Origin of the sequence: Gardnerella sp. KA00127 (assembly GCF_049244125.1) — a bacterium.
Taxonomy (GTDB): Bacteria; Actinomycetota; Actinomycetes; order Actinomycetales; family Bifidobacteriaceae; genus Bifidobacterium; species Bifidobacterium swidsinskii.
In genome coordinates, this window is the sequence record NZ_CP058377.1 from 162,334 (window position 1) to 187,785 (window position 25,452).

Annotated in this window: 19 protein-coding genes and 1 pseudogene; 12 read left to right on the plus strand and 8 right to left on the minus strand. The window is 41.9% G+C overall.

Translation table 11 applies throughout. The annotated features are described in order from the left end of the window. The first annotated feature begins 568 nt into the window (after positions 1 to 568). From HXT48_RS00660 to HXT48_RS00680, 5 genes are all read left to right on the plus strand, one after another. On the plus strand, positions 569 to 1,840 hold the full coding sequence (locus HXT48_RS00660) for an ABC transporter substrate-binding protein (protein WP_421793086.1): 1,272 nt from the start codon (positions 569 to 571) through the stop codon (positions 1,838 to 1,840). Positions 1,841 to 1,924: 84 nt separating this feature from the next. Beyond that, positions 1,925 to 2,830: a carbohydrate ABC transporter permease gene (locus tag HXT48_RS00665; RefSeq protein WP_012914542.1), complete on the plus strand. Its 906-nt coding sequence runs from the start codon at positions 1,925 to 1,927 to the stop codon at positions 2,828 to 2,830. Beyond that, positions 2,830 to 3,651 carry a carbohydrate ABC transporter permease gene (locus tag HXT48_RS00670; protein ID WP_004108195.1) on the plus strand — a complete coding sequence of 274 codons (822 nt, stop codon included), beginning with the start codon at positions 2,830 to 2,832 and terminating at the stop codon, positions 3,649 to 3,651. The genes HXT48_RS00665 and HXT48_RS00670 overlap by 1 nt, the downstream gene beginning before the upstream one ends. 32 nt (positions 3,652 to 3,683) lie before the next feature. After that, on the plus strand, positions 3,684 to 5,063 hold the full coding sequence (locus HXT48_RS00675; protein ID WP_004108193.1) for a glycoside hydrolase family 13 protein: 1,380 nt from the start codon (positions 3,684 to 3,686) through the stop codon (positions 5,061 to 5,063). 29 nt (positions 5,064 to 5,092) lie between these two features. After that, the gene (locus tag HXT48_RS00680; RefSeq protein WP_004108190.1) at positions 5,093 to 6,154 is read left to right on the plus strand and encodes a LacI family DNA-binding transcriptional regulator; all 1,062 of its coding nucleotides are present in this window, start codon (positions 5,093 to 5,095) and stop codon (positions 6,152 to 6,154) included. 115 nt (positions 6,155 to 6,269) lie between these two features. On the opposite strand, the gene HXT48_RS00685 is transcribed toward HXT48_RS00680, so the two are convergent. Beyond that, the gene (locus HXT48_RS00685; RefSeq protein WP_012914541.1) at positions 6,270 to 7,796 is read right to left on the minus strand and encodes an aminotransferase class I/II-fold pyridoxal phosphate-dependent enzyme; all 1,527 of its coding nucleotides are present in this window, start codon (positions 7,794 to 7,796) and stop codon (positions 6,270 to 6,272) included. Positions 7,797 to 8,056: 260 nt separating this feature from the next. Here HXT48_RS00685 and HXT48_RS00690 point away from each other — a divergent pair, with 260 nt between their 5' ends. After that, positions 8,057 to 8,314 (plus strand): hypothetical protein, encoded by a 258-nt coding sequence (locus HXT48_RS00690; RefSeq protein WP_076003106.1) that lies wholly within the window; start codon positions 8,057 to 8,059, stop codon positions 8,312 to 8,314. Positions 8,315 to 8,349: 35 nt separating this feature from the next. Here HXT48_RS00690 and HXT48_RS00695 read toward each other — a convergent pair. Together HXT48_RS00695 and HXT48_RS00700 are read right to left on the minus strand one after the other, a co-directional pair. Beyond that, positions 8,350 to 9,131 (minus strand): annotated as a pseudogene (locus HXT48_RS00695) (nitroreductase family protein). 66 nt (positions 9,132 to 9,197) lie between these two features. Further along, complete coding sequence (locus HXT48_RS00700; RefSeq protein ID WP_064621498.1) at positions 9,198 to 9,653, minus strand: DUF4235 domain-containing protein; 456 nt, start codon at positions 9,651 to 9,653, stop codon at positions 9,198 to 9,200. A gap of 169 nt (positions 9,654 to 9,822) precedes the next feature. On the opposite strand from HXT48_RS00700, the gene HXT48_RS00705 reads away from it, so the two are divergent. The 3 genes from HXT48_RS00705 (at position 9,823) to HXT48_RS00715 (ending at position 13,752) form a co-directional block, all read left to right on the plus strand. Beyond that, on the plus strand, positions 9,823 to 10,533 hold the full coding sequence (locus HXT48_RS00705) for a histidine phosphatase family protein (RefSeq protein ID WP_064621493.1): 711 nt from the start codon (positions 9,823 to 9,825) through the stop codon (positions 10,531 to 10,533). A 187-nt stretch (positions 10,534 to 10,720) separates the two neighbouring features. Then, positions 10,721 to 12,136, plus strand: a complete 1,416-nt coding sequence (locus HXT48_RS00710; protein WP_119522953.1) for an ABC transporter substrate-binding protein — start codon at positions 10,721 to 10,723, stop codon at positions 12,134 to 12,136. Between the two features lie 272 nt (positions 12,137 to 12,408). Further along, positions 12,409 to 13,752: an ABC transporter substrate-binding protein gene (locus tag HXT48_RS00715; protein ID WP_012914535.1), complete on the plus strand. Its 1,344-nt coding sequence runs from the start codon at positions 12,409 to 12,411 to the stop codon at positions 13,750 to 13,752. A 162-nt stretch (positions 13,753 to 13,914) separates the two neighbouring features. Here the strand turns inward: HXT48_RS00715 and HXT48_RS00720 are convergent, their stop codons facing one another. After that, positions 13,915 to 14,928, minus strand: a complete 1,014-nt coding sequence (locus tag HXT48_RS00720; protein ID WP_012914534.1) for a LacI family DNA-binding transcriptional regulator — start codon at positions 14,926 to 14,928, stop codon at positions 13,915 to 13,917. Positions 14,929 to 15,230: 302 nt separating this feature from the next. On the opposite strand from HXT48_RS00720, the gene HXT48_RS00725 reads away from it, so the two are divergent. The 3 genes from HXT48_RS00725 to HXT48_RS00735 all read left to right on the plus strand — a co-directional run bounded on the left by HXT48_RS00725 (position 15,231) and on the right by HXT48_RS00735 (position 17,708). Then, positions 15,231 to 16,082, plus strand: a complete 852-nt coding sequence (locus HXT48_RS00725) for a carbohydrate ABC transporter permease (RefSeq protein WP_004108156.1) — start codon at positions 15,231 to 15,233, stop codon at positions 16,080 to 16,082. After that, positions 16,079 to 16,912 carry a carbohydrate ABC transporter permease gene (locus tag HXT48_RS00730; protein ID WP_004104804.1) on the plus strand — a complete coding sequence of 278 codons (834 nt, stop codon included), beginning with the start codon at positions 16,079 to 16,081 and terminating at the stop codon, positions 16,910 to 16,912. The genes HXT48_RS00725 and HXT48_RS00730 overlap by 4 nt, the downstream gene beginning before the upstream one ends. A 187-nt stretch (positions 16,913 to 17,099) precedes the next feature. Then, positions 17,100 to 17,708 (plus strand): DUF624 domain-containing protein, encoded by a 609-nt coding sequence (locus HXT48_RS00735; RefSeq protein ID WP_119522954.1) that lies wholly within the window; start codon positions 17,100 to 17,102, stop codon positions 17,706 to 17,708. A gap of 475 nt (positions 17,709 to 18,183) precedes the next feature. Here the strand turns inward: HXT48_RS00735 and malQ are convergent, their stop codons facing one another. From malQ to HXT48_RS00755, 4 genes are all read right to left on the minus strand, one after another. Next, positions 18,184 to 20,433, minus strand: coding sequence for a 4-alpha-glucanotransferase (gene malQ / locus HXT48_RS00740; RefSeq protein WP_004108143.1), 2,250 nt, complete (start codon positions 20,431 to 20,433; stop codon positions 18,184 to 18,186). A 276-nt stretch (positions 20,434 to 20,709) separates the two neighbouring features. Further along, positions 20,710 to 22,719: a type I pullulanase gene (gene pulA / locus HXT48_RS00745; protein ID WP_004108138.1), complete on the minus strand. Its 2,010-nt coding sequence runs from the start codon at positions 22,717 to 22,719 to the stop codon at positions 20,710 to 20,712. A 311-nt stretch (positions 22,720 to 23,030) separates the two neighbouring features. Further along, positions 23,031 to 23,954 (minus strand): sugar ABC transporter permease, encoded by a 924-nt coding sequence (locus tag HXT48_RS00750; RefSeq protein ID WP_004104797.1) that lies wholly within the window; start codon positions 23,952 to 23,954, stop codon positions 23,031 to 23,033. Continuing rightward, on the minus strand, positions 23,951 to 25,357 hold the full coding sequence (locus tag HXT48_RS00755; RefSeq protein ID WP_064621646.1) for a carbohydrate ABC transporter permease: 1,407 nt from the start codon (positions 25,355 to 25,357) through the stop codon (positions 23,951 to 23,953). Before HXT48_RS00755 ends, HXT48_RS00750 begins: the two co-directional genes overlap by 4 nt. Positions 25,358 to 25,452 lie beyond the last annotated feature (95 nt).

Here is a 25,452-nt window from a genome sequence, read left to right on the forward strand (position 1 = left end):
AGGAGTAACCGGTAAACAGATTAAGGTGCTATTATCTTCGCATGATGTCGCTATTTTTGCCGCAGAGACGTCTACTTCTGAGTATCACCCAGTTCGTCGGAATCTTACGAAGATTATGGTTCATGCGAATGTTCCTTTAGGTCATTCGCTAACTGTAAGAGGAGATACTTATCCACTTTCTTGGAATTATGGTCGTGCATGTCATTATTTGGGTAACGACATATGGGAATTTGAAATGGAAAGAATACCTAAAGGTAAAAAGTTCCAATTTAAGGCATTGCTTGATGACAAACAGTGGGTGTCTAAAGATAATGCCTTCGGAGTTGGAGGGGAGGAGGTAGAAACAAGCATGCATTTTTGATTTTGGTGTCTGTATGAACATGACATGTAGATTTATATGAGCCAGTGTTTGTGGCAATTAAAAAACTGTTTGCTTGTTATGTAGTCATACAACAAAGAATAAAAAATTATTAGTTTGTTTTCTGATGCTTTAGAGAATCGTTCGTCATCCATTTTCTAAATGCAAAATGAGTGCAAGTTAACGTATGAATATAAAAAGAAGGTTACAATGAAGAAATTTACAAAAATATGTGCACTGATTGGTGCTGCTGCAATGATTGTTAGCGTAAGTGCGTGCGGTAGTACGAAATCGTCCGACGCTAATGGTGCAACATCGCTTACCATTTGGCATTATTGGGATGGCGCTAACGCCGATACCTTTGATGCAATGGTGAAGGATTTTAATGCTTCGCATAAAAATATTAAGATTAAGACTGCGAGCGTCCCGAATTCTGATTTTATGACGAAGCTTCGTGCATCGGCTTCGTCGAAGAGCTTGCCAGATATTTCTATAAGTGATTTGGTATGGGTGCCACAGATTGCAAAAATGGGCAATTTGACTGATCTTTCTAAGGTTATCAGCTCGAAAACGCTCGATGATGTGACTCCTGCATTGATTGACTATGGTCATATTGACGGCAAACAAGTTTCTGTGCCAGTGACTGCCAATAATCTTGCGTACATGTACAACAAGGATGTTTATAAAGAAGCTGGGTTAGATCCTAACAAGCCACCGCAAACATGGGATGAGTTGAAGAAAGTTGCCAAGACAATCAAGGAAAAGACGGGCAAGCCAGGGTATGATTTGCTTACTCAAGCAGGAGATAACGGCGAAGGTTTAACTTGGAACTTCCAGGTCAACTTGTGGCAAGCTGGCGGCGAATTCTTGACGAAGGATAATTCTAAGGCTGCATTCAATACGCCAGAAGGCAAGAAGGCTATGAACTTCTGGATGGATCTCATCAAGAGCGGCGTGAGCCCATATGCTAAGTGGGGCGAATTTGAAAAGGGCAAGGGTGGTTCTGCTCAGGAAGGTAGCTGGATGGTTGGCATCTGGGCGCCAGATCCACCATTTGATTTCGGTGTAGCAAAAGCCCCTCATCCAAAGGATGGTAAGGAGGCAACCAATCTCGGTGGTGAACAAGCAATCGTCTTCCACAATTCTGACGCTCGTGCCAAGGCTGCTGGCGAGTTCTTGAATTGGTTCTTGCAGCCAGAACAGGTGATCAAGTGGTCGCAAAAGACTGGCATGCTTCCTGTAACGAAGAGTGTTGCAAAGTCTGATAAGTATTTGGATTGGGTTAAGAAGGAACAGCCTCGTTTAATTCCGTTTGTGGAACAAATGGAGATTGCTCATACACGTCCAAATACGCCATTGTATCCAAAGATTTCCTTCGAATTTGCAAAGGCTGTGGAGAAGGCTTTCGCTGGAGAGCAGAGTGTTGATGAAGCGCTTGCGAATGCTGAAAAGGCAGTAAACGACGTGATTGCCAAAGGCTGATTGCATAAATACTGTGCCGATAGCTGGGTCGAATGAAATAAAGTTGGCTCAGCTATCGGAGTTCTTTGCATCAAGGAGTATGTAATGAAAAAACGTCATTTTCTCAAGTCTGCGCACAGGCACTACCAGAAAGATCAGGTAATTTGTGCTGCGGTATTCTTGTTGCCAGCAGTGCTTATTATTGGTGGTTTCGTGCTGTACCCTGTGTTGTCTGCTGTATATATTTCACTAACATCGTGGGATGGATTCTCTCCAGAAAAGAAATTTATTGGCTTGGAAAACTATGCTCGTCTTTTCCAAGATCCTGAGTTTTTCAACAGCTTAATGGTAACAATTATTTATGCTGCTGGTGTATGTGTATTAAGTGTGCTGACTGGATTGTTGCTCGCGCTTTTGCTTGATGCACCTATACGAGGTAGGAGTATTTATCGTAGTATTTACTTCCTTCCAGTGGTTACATCTTCTGTGGCTGCAGCCATTGTGTGGAAATATATGCTCGATCCTTCTGGATTCGTGAACAGTGTGTTGATGAAATTCAATATACACGGACCAGATTGGTTACAAAATCGCTGGCTTGCGCTTATTGCATTAATTCTTTTGACCGTGTGGAAAAATATTGGTTTTAACGCTATTTTGTATTTAACTGCGTTACAAGCATTGCCAAAAAGTGTGTATGAAGCGGCTGCATTAGATGGAGCTACTGGGTGGCAAAAATTATGGAAGATTACTTTCCCATTGCTGTCTCCAATGACGTTTTTTGTAGTAGTTCAGGCATTGGTGACGAGCTTCCAATCCTTCGACCTTGCATACATGCTCACGGGTGGTGGGCCTCGCGGAGGCACGGAAGTGCTTGGCATGATGATGTATCGGGATGCGTTCAAGCTTGGTGATTTTGGCTATGGAACAGCAATAGCGTTTATTACACTTGCGCTAGTGCTAGGCGTGACGATGGTTCAATGGAAAGTTTCTGGAGCACAAGGAGAAGAATAATGAAATCATCATTATGGTCGCGTTTGGCGCGTCATGCGATTCTGATTTTAGGTTCAGCAACAGTAATCATTCCATTTTTGTGGATGTTCACTACTTCTTTGCAAATGCGTGCTGAAACATACACGAATACTTCAATTTTTCCTACATCATGGCATTGGGAAAACTATATTCACGCTTGGCAAGCTGCGCCGTTTGCACAATATTACTGGAATACGCTATTGATGACGGTAGGAATTGTTGTAGGACATTTAATATTTGATGCCTTTGCTGCCTACGCTTTTGCGCGCTTAGAATTTCCTTTGAAGAAAACAATATTCATTCTGCTGCTTTCTGCATTGATGATTCCTAATTTTGTGATTGTTATTCCGTCCTATGAGATAGTCGCTAATTTGGGGTGGGTTGATACGCTGTATGCTTTGGTTGTTCCTAGACTTGCAGATGTGTTTGGCATTATTTTACTTCGCCAATATTTTGCAACAATTCCTCGAGAGCTTGATGAGGCAGCGCGCATTGACGGTTGTGGCAGGTTTGGAATATTCTTCAAACTGATTGTTCCATTGTCATATCCAGCGTTTGCGACGCTTGGTATTTTCAGTTTTCTCTTTGCGTGGAATGATTTCCTTTGGCCGTTATTGGTTACGAATACGGATGAAACTCGTACAATCCAGATTGGTTTAGCATCCTTCGTAGGGCGTTATGGAACCTCTTGGAATTATTTGATGGCAGGAACTTTGACTGCAACAATACCAAGTATCATTGTGTTCCTTTTCTTCCAACGTGCGCTCGTTAGAGGAATTGCAAATACGGGTATGAAAGATTAGAAATTGTAGAAATATTAAGGATGGGGTTTATTATGTCTATACCACAGTGGTTGCCTGATGCAAGATTTTATCAGATTTTTCCTGATCGTTTCCATCGTTGTGAAGGCTACGGTATGCTAACTGAAGGTCATGTGCCGCTTGATCCATGGGATGCTGAGCCTACGCGTGAGAATTTCTTAGGCGGTAATATTGCTGGAATTACAGAAAAACTTGATTATATTCATGATTTAGGGTGCAACGCGCTCTATTTGAATCCAATTTTTTCTGCTGCAACAAATCATCGTTATGATGCAAACGATTATTTCAAAATCGATCCACTTTTAGGAACGCTTGAAGATTTTCATACATTGGTAGATGAAGCGCATAAGCGGAATATACGTATAGTACTAGATGCAGTTTTAAATCATTGTGGTAAAACTCATTGGATGTTTCAAGATGTTGTTAAAAATGAAGAGAATTCAGAATATGTGAATTATTTTTCAGTGAAAAACTTTCCAGTTAAGTCATTGCCTGTGCCTAATTATAAAACCTGTTCTGGTTGTGAATATCTACCGAAGTGGAATGTGTTTAATCCAAAGGTGCGTGAGCATCATTTTAATGTTGCAAGATATTGGATTGATCAAGGTATCGATGGCTATCGTCTTGACGTTCCATATTTTATTTATCCAGAATTTTGGCAGGACTTTAGGCAAGTTGTTAAAGCAAAAAATTCGGAATTATGTTTGATAGCTGAAGAGTGGAGAGACCCTGCTCAATGGTTGCAAGGAGACACTACTGATAGCACAATGAATTATACTCTGCGTGATTTAGTTTTAGGTTTTACTGCGACAAAGCGATTCAATGCATACGATTTTGTTAACGGTATTAACCGTTTGCAGGAGCGCATACCGTATGGATATCACCATGGAATGATGAATTTGTTGGGTAGCCACGATACTGAGCGTGTTTTAACTGCGCATCAAAATAATACTGAGGATTGCATAACCGCGTACTATTGCATGTTTGCCTGCGAAGGTGCTCCAATGATTTATTACGGTGATGAGCTTGGTATGGTTGGCGATAATGATCCAGGGTGCCGTTCTGGTATGCAGTGGGATAGTCTTGATGCAAATGCTGAAATATTCCGTACAATTGTTCAATTAAATGCATTGCGGCGTGATCATATTGCGTTGCGAAGAGGCACGCAAAGTTGTTACGCTGTTGACGAAGATACTGTCATTATTTCTCGAGAGCATAAGGAAGAATCTCTTTTGATGATTATTTCACGTAATAATTTGGTAGAATATAATTCATCGAAGCTACCTCAACAATTGCAAAATCATAATTGGCGAATTATAAATGGTGTAACTGTTGGAAATAGTTGGCGCCCCAATAAAGATAATTCTATGATTGTATTGCAAGCTCAACAGTAAAAATAATGTAGAAGTAAGAAGTGTGAGACATGGGAAAGAAAATTACAATGCAGGATATTGCTGATGCAGCGCGTGTCTCTAAATCTGCTGTCTCCTTTGCGTATAATACTCCTGATCGCTTATCATCAGAAACTGTAGAACACATATTTTCAGTTGCAAAGGAACTAGGATATGTGCGTAATCCTGTTGCTTATATGCTGCGAACTCAAAAGACAAATAGTTTGGGATTGTTACTACCACAGCAATTAGGGCGAGTGCTAGAAAATCCATACTATTCGGAATTTATTCAAGGTATTGGGCAAATCTGTGAGCGAGAGGGACTGACGCTTCTTTTAGTGCCTCCACTTCGTAATTCTATGTTAAAAGCAATTCCTTATGCTGCAGTTGACGGTTTTATAGTAACTGGTTTAGAAGAAGATCGTGGTGAAGTTGAAGCTCTTATGCAGCAAGGAAAGCCATTTGTTATTGTTGACAGTGAGGTGCATAGTCAGGCTCCAAGTATCAATATTGATGAGACGCGCGCTATGAAGGAATTAACTGAGCATCTTATTTCATTGGGCCATCGCAATTTTGTGGTGATTTCTCCAGAATCAGGCAATGATGATGGGTATCTTTCTTGGCATGGAACAATTCGTCGCCGTATTGATGGTGTGATTTCTGCTTTAGAAGAGAATGGAATAGCCCCACTGGTCGATAAGAAAAATGTTATTGAAGTGCCATGCACTCGTGCTGGAGGAAAAGAAGCTTTTGCACAAATAACTAAACAAAATAATTCTGCATTCCCAACTGCGTTCATCTGCTTTAGTGATGTTATTGCGTTTGGAGTAATGGATGCTGCTAGACAGTTTGGTTTGCAAATCCCACGTGATATTTCTGTTACAGGTTTTGATGATCTAGATGAGTCTGCATGTAGTAATCCACCGTTGACAACAGTTAAACAGCCTGTTACAACTAAAGGACGTTTAGCTGCTGAATATATAGTAGAGACTTTGAATGCTGGGTATGAACGAGCATCATCCCGTCACGTATGTCTACCTATTACTGTGCTGCTGCGTGAGTCAATTGGCCCAGCAGCATCTATAAGAGAATAGGCTGCTTAGTAAATACTTTGATTCCTTCCTCCTATGAAAAATATAGTGCCACGTTAAGTTTTTTTAGCGTGGCACTATATGCATAATTTTTTTGTTTATATAAAAATTATTTTTTCTACTGGCGATAGTAGGAGAGGAAGTTAGCGAGTTTGCCCATTGCGTCACGAAGCGTTTGCAAGCGCGGCAAGTAGACTACGCGGAAGTAGCCTGGAGTCTGCCAATTAAAGCCTTTGCCGTGCACAATCAGCAACTTCTGATCGCGTAGCAAATCAAGCGCAAACTGTTCGTCGTCGTGAATGTTGTATCGACTTGGATCGAGCTTTACAAACATGTAGAAAGCAGCGTCTGGTCGCTCAACGCTTACGCCATCCATCTCTTGAAGCGCGTTATAGCAATACTCGCGCTGCTCATACACGCGTCCGCCTGGTTCCAAATACTTTTCAACGCTCTGGTATCCGCCCAAAGCAGTCTGAATAATTGACTGCGCAGGAACGTTCGAGCACAAGCGCATATTAGACAGCATATTAAGACCCATAATGTAGTCGCGAGCCTTGGATTTATCTCCCGAAAGACTCATCCAACCAATACGGAAGCCAGCAATCATATGCGACTTAGAAAGTCCGCTGAAAGTTACGCAGAATACGTCTGGAGCAAGAGAAGCAATCGAAATATGCTTCTTGCCATCCATAACAAGACGGTCGTAAATCTCGTCCGCAAAAATAATCAAATTAAACTCGCGCGCAATCTTAACAATCTCTTCCAAAACTTCGCGACTATACAGCACACCCGTAGGATTATTCGGGTTAATAATCACGATTGCTTTAGTGCGAGGCGTGATTTTAGAGCGAATGTCGGCAATATCTGGGTACCAATGCGACTTTTCGTCACACATGTAGTGCACAGGAGTACCTCCAGCCAGGCTAGCGCACGCAGTCCACAACGGATAGTCTGGGCTTGGGATAAGAATCTCGTCGCCGCAATCAAGCAGCGCTTGCATAGAAAGATTAATCAGCTCGGAAACTCCGTTTCCAGTGTAAATATCTTCCATTTGCACGCCTGGAATGCCCTTAAGCTGATCGTATTGCATAATCGCCTTGCGAGCGGAGAAAAGTCCACGACTATCCGAGTAGCCTTCGCAGTCAATAAGCTGCTGTTGCATGTCGTAAATCACTTCGTCTGGAGCGCGGAATCCGAAAGGCGCAGGATTTCCAATGTTGAGCTTTAGAATATGCGTTCCGTTCGCTTCCATGCGGTTTGCTTCTTCAACAACTGGGCCGCGAACGTCATAAAGCACGTGCTCGAGTTTGGTTGATTTGTTGAAGGTTCTATGTTTGAGTGTTTGGGAAAGTTCAGCTTCTGTAAGCTGTGGCTGATTTAATTGTGGTTCTTCTGCAGACTGGCAGTTTTGCTCGATTTTTGCACAAGAATGACCGCCTTTGATTCCGTCGCTGCTGATTCCAAGAATTTCAGCTAGCATGTTACGTACGTCTTTGCGAGGCTCGGTTTTGCCGCTTAAATACTGGCTTAACTGGCTTTTACCAAGTTTATGACCGTTTTTTGCTGCAAGCTCGATTACGTCAATCTGCTTGTACCCCTTACGCTTCATAGCTTTTTTAAGCTCATCAGCAAAATTCTGTGCCATAATCTGTCTTTCTTGTAAAATCGGCATTTATAAATTGAACAAGTTTATAGCAAAGTTCAAAATATAAGTATTAAATTGAACTATTTATATTTTTAGTGATGATTTTACGCGCAAATTTGTATTTTGCAAAGTAAAAATTGAATTTATTTTGAACTTTTGCGAATATGTTTGGTGACTTAAATTTAGGAATGCTGCATTATTTCGCGCTATTGCACGCAACTCGTAGAATCTGTGTTAAGCGGTTTGCTACCATAAAAGCTATGTATTTCTTTACTCCGAGGCGCTGCGAATCTACCCAAAAAATCATGTACAAGAATAAAGGGCAGGCTCTTATGGCAGCGGAGCAAAGTTTGCGAGAGCGTGGAACACAGTTATGGGTTTATGCTTGTGAATATTGTGGTTGCTGGCATTTGACGCATAAAAACCCGGTAAATCGCATGTATTCCGATATGCGCTCGCCATCCGCAAGCACGAAGCCTAAATCTAGAAAGCGCGGGTACAAGCCAAGACGGCGTTAAGTTAAAACGGCACTAAATTAAAACGGTGTTAAATCTTATGCAACATTAAAACCTTGCCTTGCAACCTGCTCAACATCTTCTGCTTCGTGTTTTTTGGCAATATCGTCTGCTGCTATAGCAAGAATTTGCGCGCTGAAAGCGTCAACCGGTCTGCTAGTATTTCGCAAATCGTAATATTGATGCACGCGATTGTCGAAATCGGCAAGATTCTCTAGTAATTCAGCATCGTCAGCAGGGTAAGTGTTTTCAAAAATCTGCATGCTAGTACTCATGCGCGGCTTTAATTCCGGATTTTGTGCAGGCTTACCAATTGCCAAGCCGAGCACGGGATACGTGTATTCAGGCAAATCCAAAATATCAATAAGCTGAGTTCTACTGTTCAAAATTGAACCGAGGATTACGCAACCAAGACCCAAAGATTCCGCGGCAGTTTCCATGGTGTGAAGTGCCAAAAGACGTCGTTTTGAGCTTGAGTAAAGCGGTAACGAGTTTTAAGCATAAATTCGTCGCTGCCTGTATCGATGCCATTTTTTTGTGCAATTGCAGCGTTTCTGTGCTGGTCAATAATAAAAACGTACAACAGCGGAGCTGTAGCAATATATGTTTGATTGCCAATTTCGGAAAGCTTCTGCTTAATTGAGCTATTCGTAATTTTAATCGCTGACCAGTCGTTCAAAAACTGGCTGCAAGCAGCGCGTTGAGCCACGGTTTCAAGAGTCGCGACTGTATCTTCGTCAATTGCTTCGCTGCAAAAAGCGCGAATAGATCGGCGGTTCAGTAGAGTATCAATAGTTTCGTTGTGACGTAAGTTTTGCACGTTATTCTTATTCCTTACTTTCCTTATTCTTCGATTATTTCTGCATTTAGTTTCATTTGTTCAAAATTAGAATTTATTTTTTCGAAACTGTCGCTTTCTTTGCCTCCGCGCAACATAAGACAAGGTTCCGTGACTTACTAAGCGACCAACAATCGTAGTAAGAATCGCAGAAAATACTGCAAATCCAAGAGACATTAGCAATGGTTCTTCTTGCTTAACACGTTGCTTTTGTGTGATTTTTTCTTTAGAAAGATTGTTAGGACGATTATTAGAGTTTAAATTGATTTTTCTAGTATCAACATGTTTTTCCCATATTAAGTGCGCAATCTGTCCAGCTATAAACGTTGCAAAAGACGGAAGTGCGGCTTTAAGCAACGAATCTCCTAAAGTATTTGGATTTTTTAATCGGCGCTCGCGAAGCGCATCAATCTTACGATTCGCTGCATTCAGTCGTTGCACGGTAGCTTGAGTCACACGATGGTTTCGTTGAGTTTTAGTATTAGCCGATGATAATTGCGTCATATTTTCTATGTTAATGGTAACGAAATACCAATTTTGGCGGTACCATGGAACAGTAATCTTGATTTGCGGCAAAGTGGCTGCAAGTTAAGAAATGCTTACGTAAAGCAATCGTGCTGCTAGGCGTCCAGTGCGATGTGTGTACATGGCGCTGGTGAGGAATGTGAAGACTATGCAAAATAACGGCACTAAAGAATCCTCTCAGAAAGAATGCTCGAAGCAGGGTTGCTTGGTGTTACTTCGTCACGGTCAAACCGCTTGGAGTGTGTCTGGTCAGCATACTGGGCGCACGGATTTGCCTCTTACTGAAGTTGGTGTTGAGCAAGCAAAAGAGGCTGGTGCTAGATTGCAGCGTGTGTTCACAAAAGGTTTTGATGAGGATTGTGTGCTTGTAAGCCCGCTTCGTCGCGCGCAGCAAACAGCTCAGTTTGCTGGATTTGCTTCGTATACAATTTGCGATAGCGCGCTGGAGTGGGATTATGGTGCTGCTGAGGGTCGCACGCGCGCTGATATTTCTAAACTAAGTGGAGTTGAGGCGTGGGATGTGTGGAAACATGGTCCTAAAGTTCTTCCTTTTCACATGGTTAGTGATGCTAAAGAAGTGCTTCCTAGTGGAGAGACAGTGGATGTGCACAGGACTTCTGGAGAAAGCTTGCAAGAGGTTTCGGATCGTACTCAAAAGATTATTGATATGGCAATGCCTAAATTGAAATTAGGTAAGGACGTGCTTGTTGTTGCGCATGCTCATGTGTTGCGTATTCTTACTGCGCGCTGGCTTGGAATAAACCCAGATTTTGCGCGACTTCTTCGTATGGATACCGCGCATTATTCTGTGTTGGGCACGTATAAAGGCGACAATGTAATTGTGCATTGGAATTGTTGAAATACGGTTTTAAAATTTCAGATATTTTCATATATTTTAGTGCGATTTGCGCAAATTTTTTGCAAAGATATTTATATATTTGAGTCTTGCGTTTGCTGTAATATTAGCTCACTACGGTGATTTAAATAGTATTCAATAGCAGTAATTAGTTAGTTCGTAAGAGATTAGCAGTATATGGAAAGGTTCGATGATGAGTCGTTCGGTTAAGTCGATTATTGCGCTAGTAGTTTGCGCTGTTTTGGCGGCTTGTGCGTTTACTGCTTTTGGTTTTTCTCAGTCTTTTGGCGCAAATGCCGATAGGTCTGCTAATGGGAAGGTTATTTTCTTCAACTTGAAGCCTGAAGCTACTGCTATGTGGGAAGAAGTTGCTAAAGAATACACAAAACAGACTGGTGTTACAGTAAGCATAGTTACACCAACTGGCGGTCAGTATGAAAAGAGACTTAAAACCGAAGTTGAGAAATATAAAGATAATCCAGATAGCATGCCTACGTTATTCCAGATTAACGGTCCTGTTGGCTACGCTAACTGGAAGGATTACACTGCTGATTTAACTAATTCCCCTCTTTATACGCAACTTAGCAATAAAAATCTTGCTTTTATGGATAACGGTAAGCCGGTTGCTGTGCCATATGTTACTGAAAATTACGGCTTGATTTACAACAAGGCTTTGCTTGCTAGGTATGCGGATCTTAAAGATGCAAAGTTGCAACCAGAAGAAAACGGCAAATCTTTTGAAGATCAAATAACTAATTTCGCTACGTTGAAGGCTGTTGCAGACGATTTGCAAAAGCGCAAGGATGAGCTTGGTATTGACGGTGCTTTTGCGTCCGCAGGTTTTGATTTAAGCTCCGACTGGCGTTTTAAGACGCATCTTGCAAATATGCCTTTGTATTATCAATTCGTTAAGAATAACGTTAATGGTCAGCCTCAGTCAATTAATTACGACTATGTTGATAATTTCAGGAAGATTTTTGACCTTTATATTTCTGATTCCACAACTCCTGTAAGCCAGTTAAGTACTAAAACTGGCGAGGATGCTGTTTATGAGTTTGCTCTTGGTAAAGCTGTGTTCTACCAGAATGGTACTTGGGCTTGGGGTGATCTTTCAAAAGCTGGCATAAAGCCTGACGATGTTGGCATGCTACCAATTTATATTGGTGCTAAGGGCGAAGAGAAACAAGGCATGGCTACCGGTTCGGAAAATTATTGGTGCATTAATAAAAAGGCTTCAAGGCGGAATCAGGAAGCAACTAATGCCTTCCTTAATTGGTTACTTACTACAAATTATGGTAAGGATGCTTTGGCTAATAAAATGGGCTTTGCTACTCCTTTCAAAGGTTTCCCTAAAGCAGAAAATCCTCTAGTTCAGGCTGCTGTTGATTACACTGCTAAGCCTGGCAAATTGCCTGTTAAGTGGGTGTTTGTTACTATGCCATCTAACGGTTGGAAAGACGATGTTGGCTCTGATTTGCTTACATACGCTCAAGCAACAAAAGACGGTATGACTTCTATTGGCGCTAATAAGGCATGGACTACTCTTAAATCCGCGTTTGTTGACGGCTGGGCTAAGGAATATAAGATTGCTCATGGGCAGAGTTAGCTTAATTAAATAATTTGTTTTGAACTATAATCCTCAAGGGGTTGCACAATCGTTTGCTAAATTGTTGTGCAATCCCTTTAATTATTGCCAAAAATACGTGCTAATTTTATCGAATATATTAGTGGGTAGTGTTTTTATAATGACACGCGTCAATTTACTTATGCTATCGTTTGCAATATTGCAGCAGTTGAGGCATAATAAATATTGTCGATAAGGACACCGAGAGGTGTGGCAGTCCAATGACGGGATTGTCGGCATAGGAGAAAGGTTCGATGATGAATCGTACAATTAAATCAACAATTGCACTGGTAGCTTGCTCGGCAATGGCTTTTGGCGCGCTTGCAGCTTGCGGATCCTCCTCAAGTGACAGCTCTGCTAAAGGTAAGGTTTACTTCTTGAACTTTAAGCCAGAAGCTGCAGATCAGTGGAAGGAAGTAGCTAAGGCATACACCAAGAAAACAGGTGTTGAGGTTAAGGTTCAAACTGCTGCTTCCGGAACTTATGAGCAGTCTTTGAAGAGTGAAATCAGCAAGGGTAATGAAGCTCCTACACTCTTCCAGATCAACGGTCCAGTTGGTTACGCAAGCTGGAAGGATTACACTGCTGATTTGAAGGATACTGAGCTTTATAGCCAACTTCAGAACAAGGATATTGCTTTGAAGGATGGAGATAAGGTTGTTGGTATTCCATATGCAATGGAAACCTACGGCTTGATTTACAACAAGGCTTTGCTTAAGAAGTACACCGAGCTTAAGGATGCTAAGGTAAAGTCTGCTGAAGAAATCAACTCCTTCGATAAGTTGAAGGCTGTTGCAGATGATATTCAAAAGCACAAGTCAGATCTTGGCGTTGAAGGCGCCTTTACTTCTGCTGGTTTTGATTCCAGCTCTGATTGGCGTTTTAAGACCCACCTTGCAAATCTTCCTTTGTACTATGAGTTCAAGGAAGATCATGTTACCAAGCAGCCTGCAAAGGTAAAGGGTAGCTTCCTTGACGGTTATAAGAAGATTTTCGATCTTTACATTACTGATTCCACTACACCAGCAACAAAGATTGGTTCCAAGACTGGTGAAGATGCTAATGCTGAGTTCTCCCAGGGTAAAGCTGTGTTCTACCAGAATGGTACTTGGGCTTGGGGTGACCTCTCCAAGGCTGGTATGAAGGCTGAAGACCTTGGTATGCTTCCAATTTATATTGGTGCTAAGGGCGAAGAGAAGCAAGGCTTGGCAACTGGTTCTGAGAACTATTGGTGCATAAATGAGAAGACGTCTGATGCTAACAAGAAGGCAACTAAGGACTTCTTGAAGTGGTTGCTTACTTCCGATGCTGGTAAGGATGCTTTGTCTAAGAAGATGGGCTTCACTACTCCATTCAAGAGCTTCGCAGATATCAAGTCCGACAACCCATTGACTCAAGCAGCCGTTGAAGATGCTAAGTCTGGTAAGACTCCAGTAAGCTGGAACTTCACCGTAATGCCATCTGATAACTGGAAGAACGACCTTGGCTCCGCTTTGCTTGAGTACGCTCAGGGCACCGGCAAGTGGGATAAGGTCAAGACAGCATTCGTGGATGGTTGGGCTAAGGAATATTCTCAGGCTCACGAAGATGACAACTGATCCATTAATAAACAAACAGACGTTATACCTGCTGACGTAAGCAAGCAAAGGTGACGTAAGCAAATCCGCTAGGATACTGGCACATCATAGTGCTAAGTCCTAGCGGATTTTGTTATTTCGATATTTTGTTATTTCGATATTTTCTAGAAAACTATAAAAGGTCTACTCTTTTAATAATGCAGCTGTGCTCGAACGCACAATAAGTTGCGCTGGAACAATGCGATATGGATCTTCAACTTCCTCTGCGTTTATAAGCGCAAGCGTGATATTTGCCGCAGTAGAAGCAATATCAACTGGATCCTGTCTAATAGTAGTTAAGCCAGTTTCATGCGCGTAAAAACTATCGTCAAAACCAATAATTGACACATCTTTTGGAGTAGAATACCCGCTGCGTGCAAGCTGAAACATAAGCGGTATTGCAATACCATCTTCTTGGCATGCAATTGCTGTTGGCATAATTGAACTTCCAAGAAGCATAGAAACTATGGCGCTTATGCGATCAGAATTAGCAGGTGCCACAATTTCTGTAGGTGTGATTCCGCTATTTTGGCATTCATCAATAAAAGAATGGTAACGCTGCAATACGCTGAAATGTAGTGAAACGTCACGAGTTGTGCGTACATATGCAATATTGCGATGCCCTAAACCGATTAAGTGGCGTGCCATAAGTCTTGCACCTTGGTCATCGTCAATATTGATAGTCGCGTCAAAATCGCATTTTTGTGGATATAAGCAGTTTATGCCAACAATTGGCACACCTGTTGATTTAAGTTGTGCGATTTCATCGGTATTTACGTCAAAGGAGCACACAACAACAGCGTCAGCATTACGTCTAGTTGGGAGCATTGTGAAAAATTCGCTACGCTCTTTGCTGCTGGAAATCTGAAAAATTGACAAATCGTATCCAGCTGTGTGGAATACTTGATTCAATCCTTGAATAATAGATGCAGAAAACCATAGACGAATTTGATCGCTAATCAATAAAGCGATGCGCAAGGTTTTACCAGATTTTAGTGCTGCTGCAGATTTCGAAATAGAAAAATTCAATTGTTCAGCAATGGCCAATACTTTATTGCGAGTGGATGCAGATACTAAGTTTGGTCGTGTAAATGAACGCGACACAGTAGAAACTGACACATGAGCTTTATTCGCTACATCTTGAATATTTGCCGACATGTGAACTCCTTTATTCGCGTATAACAAACGTGTAGCACAGCCTTGTGTTTAATTGTTTAGTGCGAACTTTTATAGTTCGAAACAAACAAACGTTTGCAGACATTTCTATTCTAGCAAATTTTGCTGGAATGCCAACGATAATAAGCAATTTTTTTAAAACTAAATTCTGATATTTGTTTGAAGTGACATATCGAAAATGACAACGTTTGACATAGCTAATTCATGTAGTAGAATGAAGTTATTGGTTCGGGACAGCGATGTCTACGTGGATGTCGCGCTCAAGGAGGAGAAAGTGACGAGTCATGATTAGTATGAGCGGAAAAGCAATACGTAAATGGTGGTGGTTATTTGCGCTGCCAACGTTTGCTGCGTTTATTGTTGGCTTCTTAGTGCCATTTATTATGGGTGTGTACTTGAGCTTTAGAAAATTCACTACTGTGACTGATGGTAAGTTTGTGGGTTTTCGTAACTACTATAGAGCTTTAAAAGATCCGCATCTTGTTTATTCGTTTTTGTTCACAACGCTTTTTGCAGTTATTACAACAATAATTATTAATGTTATTGCTTTTGCAATTGCGTACATGCTTACTAAGAAGTTCAAGGGCACGACGATATTCAGAGCCGTGTTCTTTATGCCAAATCTTATTGGCGGTATCGTTTTAAGCTATATTTGGCAGCTCTTGTTAAATGGTATACTCGGCTACTTCAATCGTACGATTACGTTCTCTGAAGTATTCGGTTTCTGGGGTCTTGTGATTGTTGTTTGCTGGCAGCAAATTGGCTATATGATGATTATTTATATCGCAGGAATGCAGGCTCTTCCAGGAGATGTTATGGAAGCAGCTGCTGTCGATGGTGCAAGCCCAAGGCAGACTTTATTCAAGATTACTATTCCATTGATGATGCCTTCTATTACTGTTTGCACATTCTTAACAATTACCAACGGCTTCAAGCTTTTCGATCAGAACTTCGCATTAACTAACGGTGGTCCGTCAAGGAAAACAGAGATGTTAGCTCTTAATATTTATAGAACTTTCACTACTCCAAGATGTGAAGGCGTTGGCCAGGCTCAGGCAGTCATGTTCTTCATTGTTGTGGCTGTTATTGCTATGGTTCAGAATATGCTCACTAGGTCAAAGGAGGTAGCGGCATGAACGAGAAAACAAAGCATCCTGCGTTATGGACGGTGCTGTTCACTCTTATAAGCTTGTTATGGATTTTTCCTATAGCTTTAGTAGTGCTGAATTCTTTCAAGTCTAAGGTTGATATTGCCAGCAATCCTTTTACTTTTAGTTCAAAATCGTTTGTTGGAATGTCTAACTACGTATTAGGCTCAAATCGTACTGATTTTCCGATGAGTTTCCTCTGGACCATTGTTGTAACTGTTGGTTCTGTGATTCTCATTCTTCTGTGCACGTCAATGTGTGCATGGTGGATTGTTCGTGTGAACAATTGGGCAGCAAAACTTCTATACGTTTTGTTCCTGTTTAACATGATTGTGCCATTCCAGATGGTTATGTACACCCTTGCTTACATTACGAACACTTTAAAGTTGAATACTCCATGGGGATTGTGGATTATTTACTTAGGCTTTGGTGCAGGACTTGCAGTGTTTATTTTCACTGGTGTGATTAAGGGTATTCCGCAAGAACTCGAAGAGTCTGCAATGATTGATGGTGCTTCTGTACCACGTATATTCTTCCAGATTATTGTGCCGATTATGCGACCTGCTATTATTTCGGTTTCAATCTTGCAGGCAATGTGGATTTGGAATGACTTCCTGCTTCCATTCTTGACGCTCGATCTCAACAAGTATAAGACTATTTCTATAGCTGTTCAGTATTTGAAGGGCGGCTATGGATCTGTCGAGATGGGCGCAATGATGGGCTGCTTGGTTATGGCAATTGTTCCAATCATAATCTTCTACCTCATCTGCCAGAAGTACATTATTAAAGGTGTTATGTCTGGTGCAGTAAAGGGATAAATTAATTCTCCTCCAAAATTCAGGTGGCAGTGAAAGCGGCGGTGTGTGCATACTATTACGTTTGTGCACGCCGCCATTATTTTTAATAGTTACGTTAGTTTGTAATTAGGTGGTAGAGTTCGTTATTAGAGTATCTATAGATAGTAAAGCATAGGAATTGCGTCATAAAACCAGGAGATAGTATAGAATGATTTTCTCGTTTGGAAGCCCAGATTCAAAGTTTGCGCAAAGCATGGAAACATTTGCTGATGCCGTGTGGCTTACAATATTGATGATTTTAACAAGCTTTCCTTTAATTACTATCGGCGCTTCTCTTTGTGCTGGTCATGATGCTGCAAGACGTACAGAGCAAGGTGAAGGACATATTACTGCAGCTTATTTTCGCGCGTTTGCTAGCAATTTTCTGGAATCTACTATTATTTGGGCTGTAATGGGACCAGTTTTGCTTGCTATTATTTGGCTATGGCTTTGCGTGTGGTCTACTCCACTTTTAATTATTAAATTTATTCTAAGCATATTGTGGGTTATTGTTGCCGAATGGGTGTTTGCACTACAAGCGCGTTTTAAAAATTCAATTGATAAAACAGTGGTTAATTCTCTTATTTTTGGTATTTCGTATTGGAAAGAAACTCTTATAATGACACTGCTAGATATAGTGTTTATTGTGTTAATATTTGCATCAATCGTATATTTGCCGCAGGGTTTGCCTTTGTTGGTATTCATTGGTTGGGGATCGCTTATTATGCTGCATACTCCGATTTTAGAGCGTGTATTTGCAAAGTATATTAAGAAGTAATTTCTGCGTTATGGCGTGACGACCTGCTTGAGCGCAGCATTGTGCGCGCGAAAGCAACTCGGAGTGCCGAGCTTGCTTAGGGTTGAAAGCACGGTGTGCTTTCAACGCAAGCGGGGTCTGCCTTCGTCAATAAAGACGAAGGCAGGGCAGGTTTGTGTGGCTGTGCTTTAGAAATTAGGTTGTGACTGGTGTGCGCTGATGACCTGCTTGAGCGCTGCGATTTAGCGCGCGAGTGTTGCTGCTTATTTGTGTTATTGACGCAGATTACGTACTGCGCGAGTAACGGTGTTGAGACAGGGGGTTTGCTTCTTACTCCATAACCCCCATAACCCCATAATTAATGAGGCGAGCACTATTATAGATGCTCGCCTCACATAGGACATCATGTAAGAAATATTTTGATTTGCTACTATGCAAATCATATTCCTTACGAGGGGGGGAATAGAGTCAGTTCATCGGTAAACCAACTATTAAATTATACATGCTTCCGTGTATTTTCGCCGCGCATAACTGCCGTCATAGATAGCACTCGTGGTGACTTAAATACTTCATCGGTGTGAACTACACGACCATCAGCATCAGCAAGTGGAATACGCCAGTTTGGATACTCTGTACTAGTTCCAGGCTGATTCTGTGAACGCTTCTCGCCGACAGCATCAACCAAAGCTACTTGCAAAAGCAAAGATGGGGAAGTGAGCATAATTGCATGCATAGCTTCCACAATTTCTTGTGCATGACCTTCAACATCCTCAGCAGCATCTTTGCTAATCCAACCGTTCTCAAGAAGCATCTTCATCATTGCATCGCGTTCAGCTTGAGCAGCCTCCTGGAACGTTTCTACGGAGTCTGTAAGCAGATGAAGTTGCTCGCGAAGCTTGACATGCTCAAAGGCAAGATAACCAGCTGTAGGTGGCATATCGTGCGTAGTAACGGAAGCAAGAGCATACTCTCGATATGTAGACGGATTAGCAAAAATAATTTGCTTCTTTCCAGCCTTCTTAGTAGCGGCTTCAGCTTCGTCGTCGTGGGTGAACCACTCAACAACAGTGCCAAGCACGCCATGAGATGCAAGAACCTTAGAAACATACTTCGGCACAGTGCCCAAATCTTCGCCAATAACAACACCGCCTGCGCGAGTTGCTTCAATAGTGAGAACTGCGAGCATTGCATCTACATTGTAGTACACATACGCGCCGTTTCTAGCACCCTGTCCTTGTGGAATCCACCACAAGCGGAACAATCCAAGAACGTGATCAATACGAGCAGCTCCTGCATGCAAGAACACGTTATGAACCATGTCTCGGTAAGCAATATAGCCAGTTTCATCCAAATAATTTGGATCGAATGGAGGTTGACCCCAATCCTGACCTTGCTGGTTATAGAAATCAGGAGGAGCACCAACGCTTACACCATTAGCAAATCGTTCCGGACTCCACCAAACGTCAGCACCGTAGCCGTGTACGCCAACTGCCATGTCTTGCATAAGACCAATTGCCATACCAGCAGCTTTAGCTTCAGCGTGAGCTGTAGCAACTTGCTCATCAGCAATCCACTGAAGCCAACGATGGAACTCAAACAAGTCAGCATGTTCGCGCTTAAGTCGCTCAATTTGCGGAGTGCCTTTGCCTGTAGTGTCAAACCACAAATTCTCGCCCCAAGGAGCACCCCAAACCTCAAACGCAACACACCAAGTTGCAAAGGCGTCAAGATCTTCACCAGAACGATGCTTAAACTCACTAAACTCGCGCTCGCGCTCGGTAGAACGAGGTTGCTTGAAAATAATACGCAACGCAGGAAGCTTGGCATCCCATGCAGCGTTGATATCTATAGGATTTGGATTATTGTTTTGAGGAGCAATAGACTCATGCAATTGCTCTACTTTAGCAAGATCTTCACCACTTAATTCAGCATATTCCGGAATATCTTGCGGACGAATATAAGTGACATTCAAGAACCTACGAGACTCAGGTAAGTACGGTGAAGGCTCAAGAGGTGTTACTGGAGCGCACGCATGAATTGGATTAATCAGCATAAAATCAGCCTTGCCGATTTCTCCAGCATCCTTAAGTAGGCGACGCAAATCGCCATAATCGCCAATTCCCCAAGAATCTTTTGAACGCACAGAATACATTTGCGTCATGAATCCCCAACGGTGCTTTTGCTTAACGCTTTCAGGCAATGGAATACGCGCAGGTGCGGCAATCAATGTGACATCAGCATGTTGAGCCGTCTCGCCATTCGCGCTGATTACTTTGGCATGCAAAGTGTGGTAGCCCATTGGCAAATCATCCGGAAGTTCAATGAACAAGTCTCCATCGTCTTCGGATTGAATATCGCCTAACGAGTCTTCATAATCTGTTCCATCTTCGAGTGTAAGAGAAATGTGAATTTGCTCTTTTTTGGCATCTCCTGCGTGAATTGGTACGCAAGTTTTTGCGCCATTAAACGAAACGACAGTTGGTGGCAATAACTCGCTAGAGCGTTTGCGCTGAACCTTCTCGTATGAAATTGCAATATTGTCTTGAGTGTCGGCAGGCATGCCTAATGCATCAAGTACTCCAACTAATGCTTCATCTGTAATTTCGGTGTAGCTTCCTTGCTGATCAATATAAAAAGTGGCAACGCCGCACGCCTTAGCAAGCTTAATAAGTGGACGTGCAAGACGTTCTGCGCTTTCTTCCATAGGCTTATCAGCATCAGCTTTGCCAGTAGCTGTTGTTGTCATGGTGCTCCTTCTACTTTATGATTTGGCACATTCCTAACATCGTCGTAAGCGTGCCAAATGTGCAACTATGGCGATAGCGTGTAAATCAATACATCTCTGGATTGAAATACACCCTGCCTGTCAATTATATAAATACCTGACATCGTTTGCAAATTAGCGTTGCGACATATTTGCTAGTTTTTATAAGTAATTGCAACTAAACACAAGTGTTGTGATTACTCATGTTTAGTTGCAATCGTCTGACAGTTTATTATTTTTTTACTTACTAAAACGCAATTACTTGTTGCTAAGCACAACAAAAGTTCTGATAGGCAAGTGTAGGGTAGCAGCGCTTTTTTCAGTTGTAATATTTACCGCGGTGTCAGGTTGTTTTCCAGTCCACTTAGCAAAATAATCACTTGAATTAAGTACGCAATGCCACTCTTGAGCCTTTGCGCTATGAATAGCAGGTAGCTGAATAGTTGCATCTTCATGATACATAGGATTTGCGCAAACAATTAAATTATTGCCAATGCGCGTAGCCAAAACAGTATGGTTAGACGTTTCAAGTTGTTTGCGTTTGCCATCATACAATGAGCTATATTCAGCGCGAAGCTTTATAAGTGCACGATACCATTGAACAAGCGGATTGAAACGTTCAGCGCGCGCCCAGTCAAGCTGGTTCATTAGTACACCGCGATTATAAGAATTATCGCAACCGTGCTTAGTACGTCCAAACTCTTCTCCGCTTAGCATAAACGGCGTGCCTGCAGAGCACAAAACAATTCCAGCTGCAAACATATTAGCGTTCAAAATATCCGCAACTTGTTGTGCATCTTGAGCGTCAAACTCAAAATCGCTAGCATTCTCGCGCATAGAGATACAAAGCTTATCCCAGAAAGTCAAATCGTCGTGAGCAGAAGTATATTGAACAATCTGTCCAACTTCTTTACCTGCAGAAGGAGTATCACGCCATGCATTAAGAGTTTGGCGAGCCGCATCTGAGCACCAGAGCTCATTGCCATTTACATACCCGCGGTCGAGATGGTTCATGACGTTGCCTTTGAGGGAATCGCGAGACTCGTCACTAAACCAGCCTATGCGCTCGTTAAGAGTGCTTCTGCCGTCTTTATCTCCCATCGGAACTTTTTCATCAACAGCAGGGTCCGAAGCACTCCACGGTTCTCCATACATAACAATATCTTTACCGCCAGGAAGCTCATCTAATGCAGCTCGTGCCTGATTTAAGGTTTCAGTATCAGTCAATCCCATAAGATCAAAACGGAAGCCATCAATGTGATAGCAGCGTGCCCAATGCAGCAAAGATTCAATAATAAACCTGCGGAACATAGGATGTTCAGAAGCCATTTCATTTCCACAGCCAGAGCCGTTAGCAAAAGATCCGTCAGAGTCTCGCCTGCAGAAATACCCAGGAGCCATGCATTCGAAAGCGTTTTCTGCAGACTTGTACATGTGATTATAAACAACATCCATAATTACGCGTTGGCCATTAGCATGTAATGCCGCAATCATTGCTTTGCATTCGCGAATTCGCGCAGTGCCGTCGTAAGGATTGCTAGAATAAGCACCTTCAGGAACGTTGTAAGCGTGAGGATCATAACCCCAGTTGTATAGAGAATCTAATTCTTCTGCTGAAGCACCGTTTTTGCGCGCATTGTCGATTGCGGATTCGTCAACTGTTGCAAAATCGTAAATAGGTTCGAGTTGCACATGAGTAATGCCAAGCTGCTTTAAATAATCCAAGCCAGTAGGGAAGTTGCATTCAGAAGAATCTGGATTTTGCAAAGATGTATGTTCATCAGTAAAAGCGAGATATTGGCCTCTATGCTCTGGCTTAAAGCCGCCATTAGGATTGCTGCTGAAATCTGCAACATGCGTTTCCCACACAACCATTGCATGACGCACAAACTTAGGAGACTTATCTTTATGCCAATTGGCAGGAGACACTCGCTCATCGTCTATGACAAGGCTGCGCTCACCATTTACACCGCTTGCTACACCCCAAGGGTCACTAGTTCGATTTACTGTGCCATCTTGGAAAGTAACAAGATAATCGTAGTATATGCCGTCTAAACGCTTACGGAAATTAATCCGCCAAGCTCCGTCATGCAACGGTTTCAATTCGTGTGTTTGAATTGGCTCACTGTTGTTTCCGGTTTCAAAAAGTCTTAACGTCACATTCTGTGCAGTTGGTGCCCATACAGTAAATGTTGTAGATTTAGCGTTTAAAGTAAATCCAAGAGGTCCTTCGTATACAGGCCATGTTGCCGAAGATGGAGTCGTCATATAGGGTATCCTTCTTCCTTCGCTATTTTGCGAATTGTCTAAATTTTCTAAATTATTTAATCGTATTAGTAATTATACAGTTTTTAAATTTTATTATTTACTTATTGTTCTGTTATCAAGTTTTTTATGTTTTGCGGCACTATTTGGCTAAACACGGTAGGGTTTATGCGATAGCCATTATCGTATTAAGTCAAACGGCGAGTGTGTTAAGTTATTTTTTATTTTTTATGTGTTCGTGTTGTCTAGCGAAAGAGAAGGCTGAAACGCTCGAAAGCGTCTCAGCCTTCAGTAGATTTATATCCTGTAAATTATCAGCCTTTAACGGAGCCAGACATGGACTCTTCGTAGAAGCGCTGCATAATAATGAACAGGATTACGATTGGTATGGAAATGCACACAGCACCTGCCGCGAATGCAGCGTACCAATCAGGTAGATACTTTTTGGTAAGCATCTCCATTAATCCGTAAGCAACTGTGTAGTTTTCCTTATTGTCTCTCACTACTGTCTTCACCATAACGAAGTCTAGCCATGGTCCCAAGAATCCAGTAATTGCTTGGAATACAATCATAGGCTTGCAGATTGGAACAATAATCTTCCAGAATACTTGCCACTTTGTGCATCCATCCAAGTATGCAGCTTCATCCAAAGACTTTGGAATAGTATCCATGTAGCCCTTCATAATGTAGAAGCCAGCACCGCTACCTGCAGAATAAACGATAATAAGTGCGATTAATACAATCGAACCTTTTGTTAAACCAAGAGCCTTCAAAATGAAGTAGATAGCAATAACAGCCATGATACCTGGGAACATACCAAGAATCAGAGCAAGATTCATGAATGTCTTGCGCCCTTTGAAACGGAGACGAGACATGCAGAAGGACACTGCTAACACAAACACCAAAGAAATAATGCACACGAAAATTGACACGATCAAAGTGTTGAGGAACATTCGTGGGAAATTAATGTCATCGGTATCGGTAAATAACTTTATATAGTTATTTAGTGAGTATTCAGTTGGGAAGAAGGTTTTCTGATAGGAACCAGTGTTCTTGTTGAAGCTTTCTAACAAAACCCACAAGATTGGAATCAGCCAAATAACTGACAACACCAGCAAGAACAAATGTGAGAAAGTATCTCCAATTACTCTTCTGACATGTTGATCTTTAAGGAAAGAAACACTACGAGTGCTCTTTACAACAGCTTCTTCGTTCTTAGTTGTAGTTTTATCACTCACCGGAATCCCTCCTCATTCTTGTAAGATCCAGAGTTGCGATACGTAATCAGTGCTACGACAGCAAGCACCATGAATGTCAAAATACCAATTACTGCACCTGCGTTGTAGTTTTGCTGGTCAACAGTCAACTTGTAGAGCCATGTGATAAGCAAGTCGGTGCCGCCTGCACTGTTGACTTTGCTACTTGCTGGACCACCTTTTGTTAAGAGGTAAATAACGTTGAAGTTATTGATGTTGCCAGTAAAGGTAGTAATCAAATATGGAGTCATAACAAAGATGATGTACGGCATTGTGACGTTCATGAAACGTTGCCACCAACCTGCGCCATCGAGCTCTGCAGCTTCGTAAAGTTCTGCAGGAACGTTTTGCAAGATACCTGTAATCTGCATGATGGTGAATGGAATACCAACCCAAAGATTGATAAGAATTACCGTCACTCGAGCCCAAGTTACATCCGTAAGGAAAGGAAGTTCCTGATGTATCCAACCGTTTTGCTTAAAGACAATGTTAATAACACCGTTCTGGCTAAGCATATTGTTCATAATAAGCAATGAAACAAACTGTGGAACTGCAATTGTAAGGGAGAAGCAAGTTCGCCACAATCCCTTAAGACGAGTGGACTTTCTATTGATTATCATTGCAATGAACATGCCGAGGAAGAAGTTCAGGAAGGTTGCAAGGAATGCCCAAACAAGAGTCCAGATTAATACGTCAAAGAATACGTCAGCTTTAATTAAATCACTTTTTCCGGTTAAGAATTGAGAAAAAACGTCTAACCCAATCCAGCTGAATTTTTGTTGATGATTCTCGTCATAGCTTGTGAAAGCCATAGAAATCATGAAGAACAATGGCAAAATTGTGAATAACACAATGCCAGCAGTTGGAAGAGTCATAAAACCGACGTGTGCTTTTTCGTCAAGAAGAGTCTTAGCATCATCAATGAAATTAAGTGGCTTCTTGCCGTCTGCCATTACAGATTGCGCTTTGTACGCGCTGCGAAGAGCGAGAGTTGCCAGATATACAAGCAATACAATCGCTAATATCGACATAACTCCATACAGTAAAATTTCTACAGAATTATCGCCTGCACTGTATCGCCAGAATCCGTTGACTTTAACTCTGCCCTGTTCTACTGTGCCAAGAGTGTTGAGTTTTGGAAGATAATCCAATCCAATTGTAAATAAGAATACGAATAAAGTTGCTTCGCACGCTAAGAATATAACGCCTTTGATGTATTGCTTGCGGACAAAATTGCCAAAGCCAAATATGACAACAGAAATCCATGAAAGAATGTCCGCATGTTTTGCAGCCTCTTTCAGTGAATAAGGTGAAGGAGCAAAGCGTTCTGCAGTTGACGTCTTCTTCTGGCGTCTTTCTCGCTTTGTGGATGTCGTGCCAGTCATGACATGCCTTTCATGTAAACAAAATTATTTTGTAGAAGATAAACAATGCGCCCCACCCCTTGCCGGAGCGGGGGCTGGGGCGCATTGTTTTACTC

What these genes read in the sequence shown, in the direction of transcription:
- HXT48_RS00735 (WP_119522954.1), top strand. Translation starts at nt 17,100, where the DNA reads ATGATTTTCTCGTTTGGAAGCCCAGATTCAAAGTTTGCGCAAAGCATG.
- HXT48_RS00670 (WP_004108195.1), top strand. Translation starts at nt 2,830, where the DNA reads ATGAAATCATCATTATGGTCGCGTTTGGCGCGTCATGCGATTCTGATT.
- pulA (WP_004108138.1), bottom strand. Translation starts at nt 22,719, where the DNA reads ATGACGACTCCATCTTCGGCAACATGGCCTGTATACGAAGGACCTCTT.
- HXT48_RS00710 (WP_119522953.1), top strand. Translation starts at nt 10,721, where the DNA reads ATGATGAGTCGTTCGGTTAAGTCGATTATTGCGCTAGTAGTTTGCGCT.
- HXT48_RS00675 (WP_004108193.1), top strand. Translation starts at nt 3,684, where the DNA reads ATGTCTATACCACAGTGGTTGCCTGATGCAAGATTTTATCAGATTTTT.
- HXT48_RS00705 (WP_064621493.1), top strand. Translation starts at nt 9,823, where the DNA reads ATGCAAAATAACGGCACTAAAGAATCCTCTCAGAAAGAATGCTCGAAG.
- HXT48_RS00720 (WP_012914534.1), bottom strand. Translation starts at nt 14,928, where the DNA reads ATGTCGGCAAATATTCAAGATGTAGCGAATAAAGCTCATGTGTCAGTT.
- HXT48_RS00700 (WP_064621498.1), bottom strand. Translation starts at nt 9,653, where the DNA reads ATGACGCAATTATCATCGGCTAATACTAAAACTCAACGAAACCATCGT.
- HXT48_RS00715 (WP_012914535.1), top strand. Translation starts at nt 12,409, where the DNA reads ATGATGAATCGTACAATTAAATCAACAATTGCACTGGTAGCTTGCTCG.
- malQ (WP_004108143.1), bottom strand. Translation starts at nt 20,433, where the DNA reads ATGACAACAACAGCTACTGGCAAAGCTGATGCTGATAAGCCTATGGAA.
- HXT48_RS00755 (WP_064621646.1), bottom strand. Translation starts at nt 25,357, where the DNA reads ATGACTGGCACGACATCCACAAAGCGAGAAAGACGCCAGAAGAAGACG.
- HXT48_RS00725 (WP_004108156.1), top strand. Translation starts at nt 15,231, where the DNA reads ATGATTAGTATGAGCGGAAAAGCAATACGTAAATGGTGGTGGTTATTT.
- HXT48_RS00680 (WP_004108190.1), top strand. Translation starts at nt 5,093, where the DNA reads ATGGGAAAGAAAATTACAATGCAGGATATTGCTGATGCAGCGCGTGTC.
- HXT48_RS00685 (WP_012914541.1), bottom strand. Translation starts at nt 7,796, where the DNA reads ATGGCACAGAATTTTGCTGATGAGCTTAAAAAAGCTATGAAGCGTAAG.
- HXT48_RS00660 (WP_421793086.1), top strand. Translation starts at nt 569, where the DNA reads ATGAAGAAATTTACAAAAATATGTGCACTGATTGGTGCTGCTGCAATG.
- HXT48_RS00665 (WP_012914542.1), top strand. Translation starts at nt 1,925, where the DNA reads ATGAAAAAACGTCATTTTCTCAAGTCTGCGCACAGGCACTACCAGAAA.
- HXT48_RS00730 (WP_004104804.1), top strand. Translation starts at nt 16,079, where the DNA reads ATGAACGAGAAAACAAAGCATCCTGCGTTATGGACGGTGCTGTTCACT.
- HXT48_RS00690 (WP_076003106.1), top strand. Translation starts at nt 8,057, where the DNA reads ATGTATTTCTTTACTCCGAGGCGCTGCGAATCTACCCAAAAAATCATG.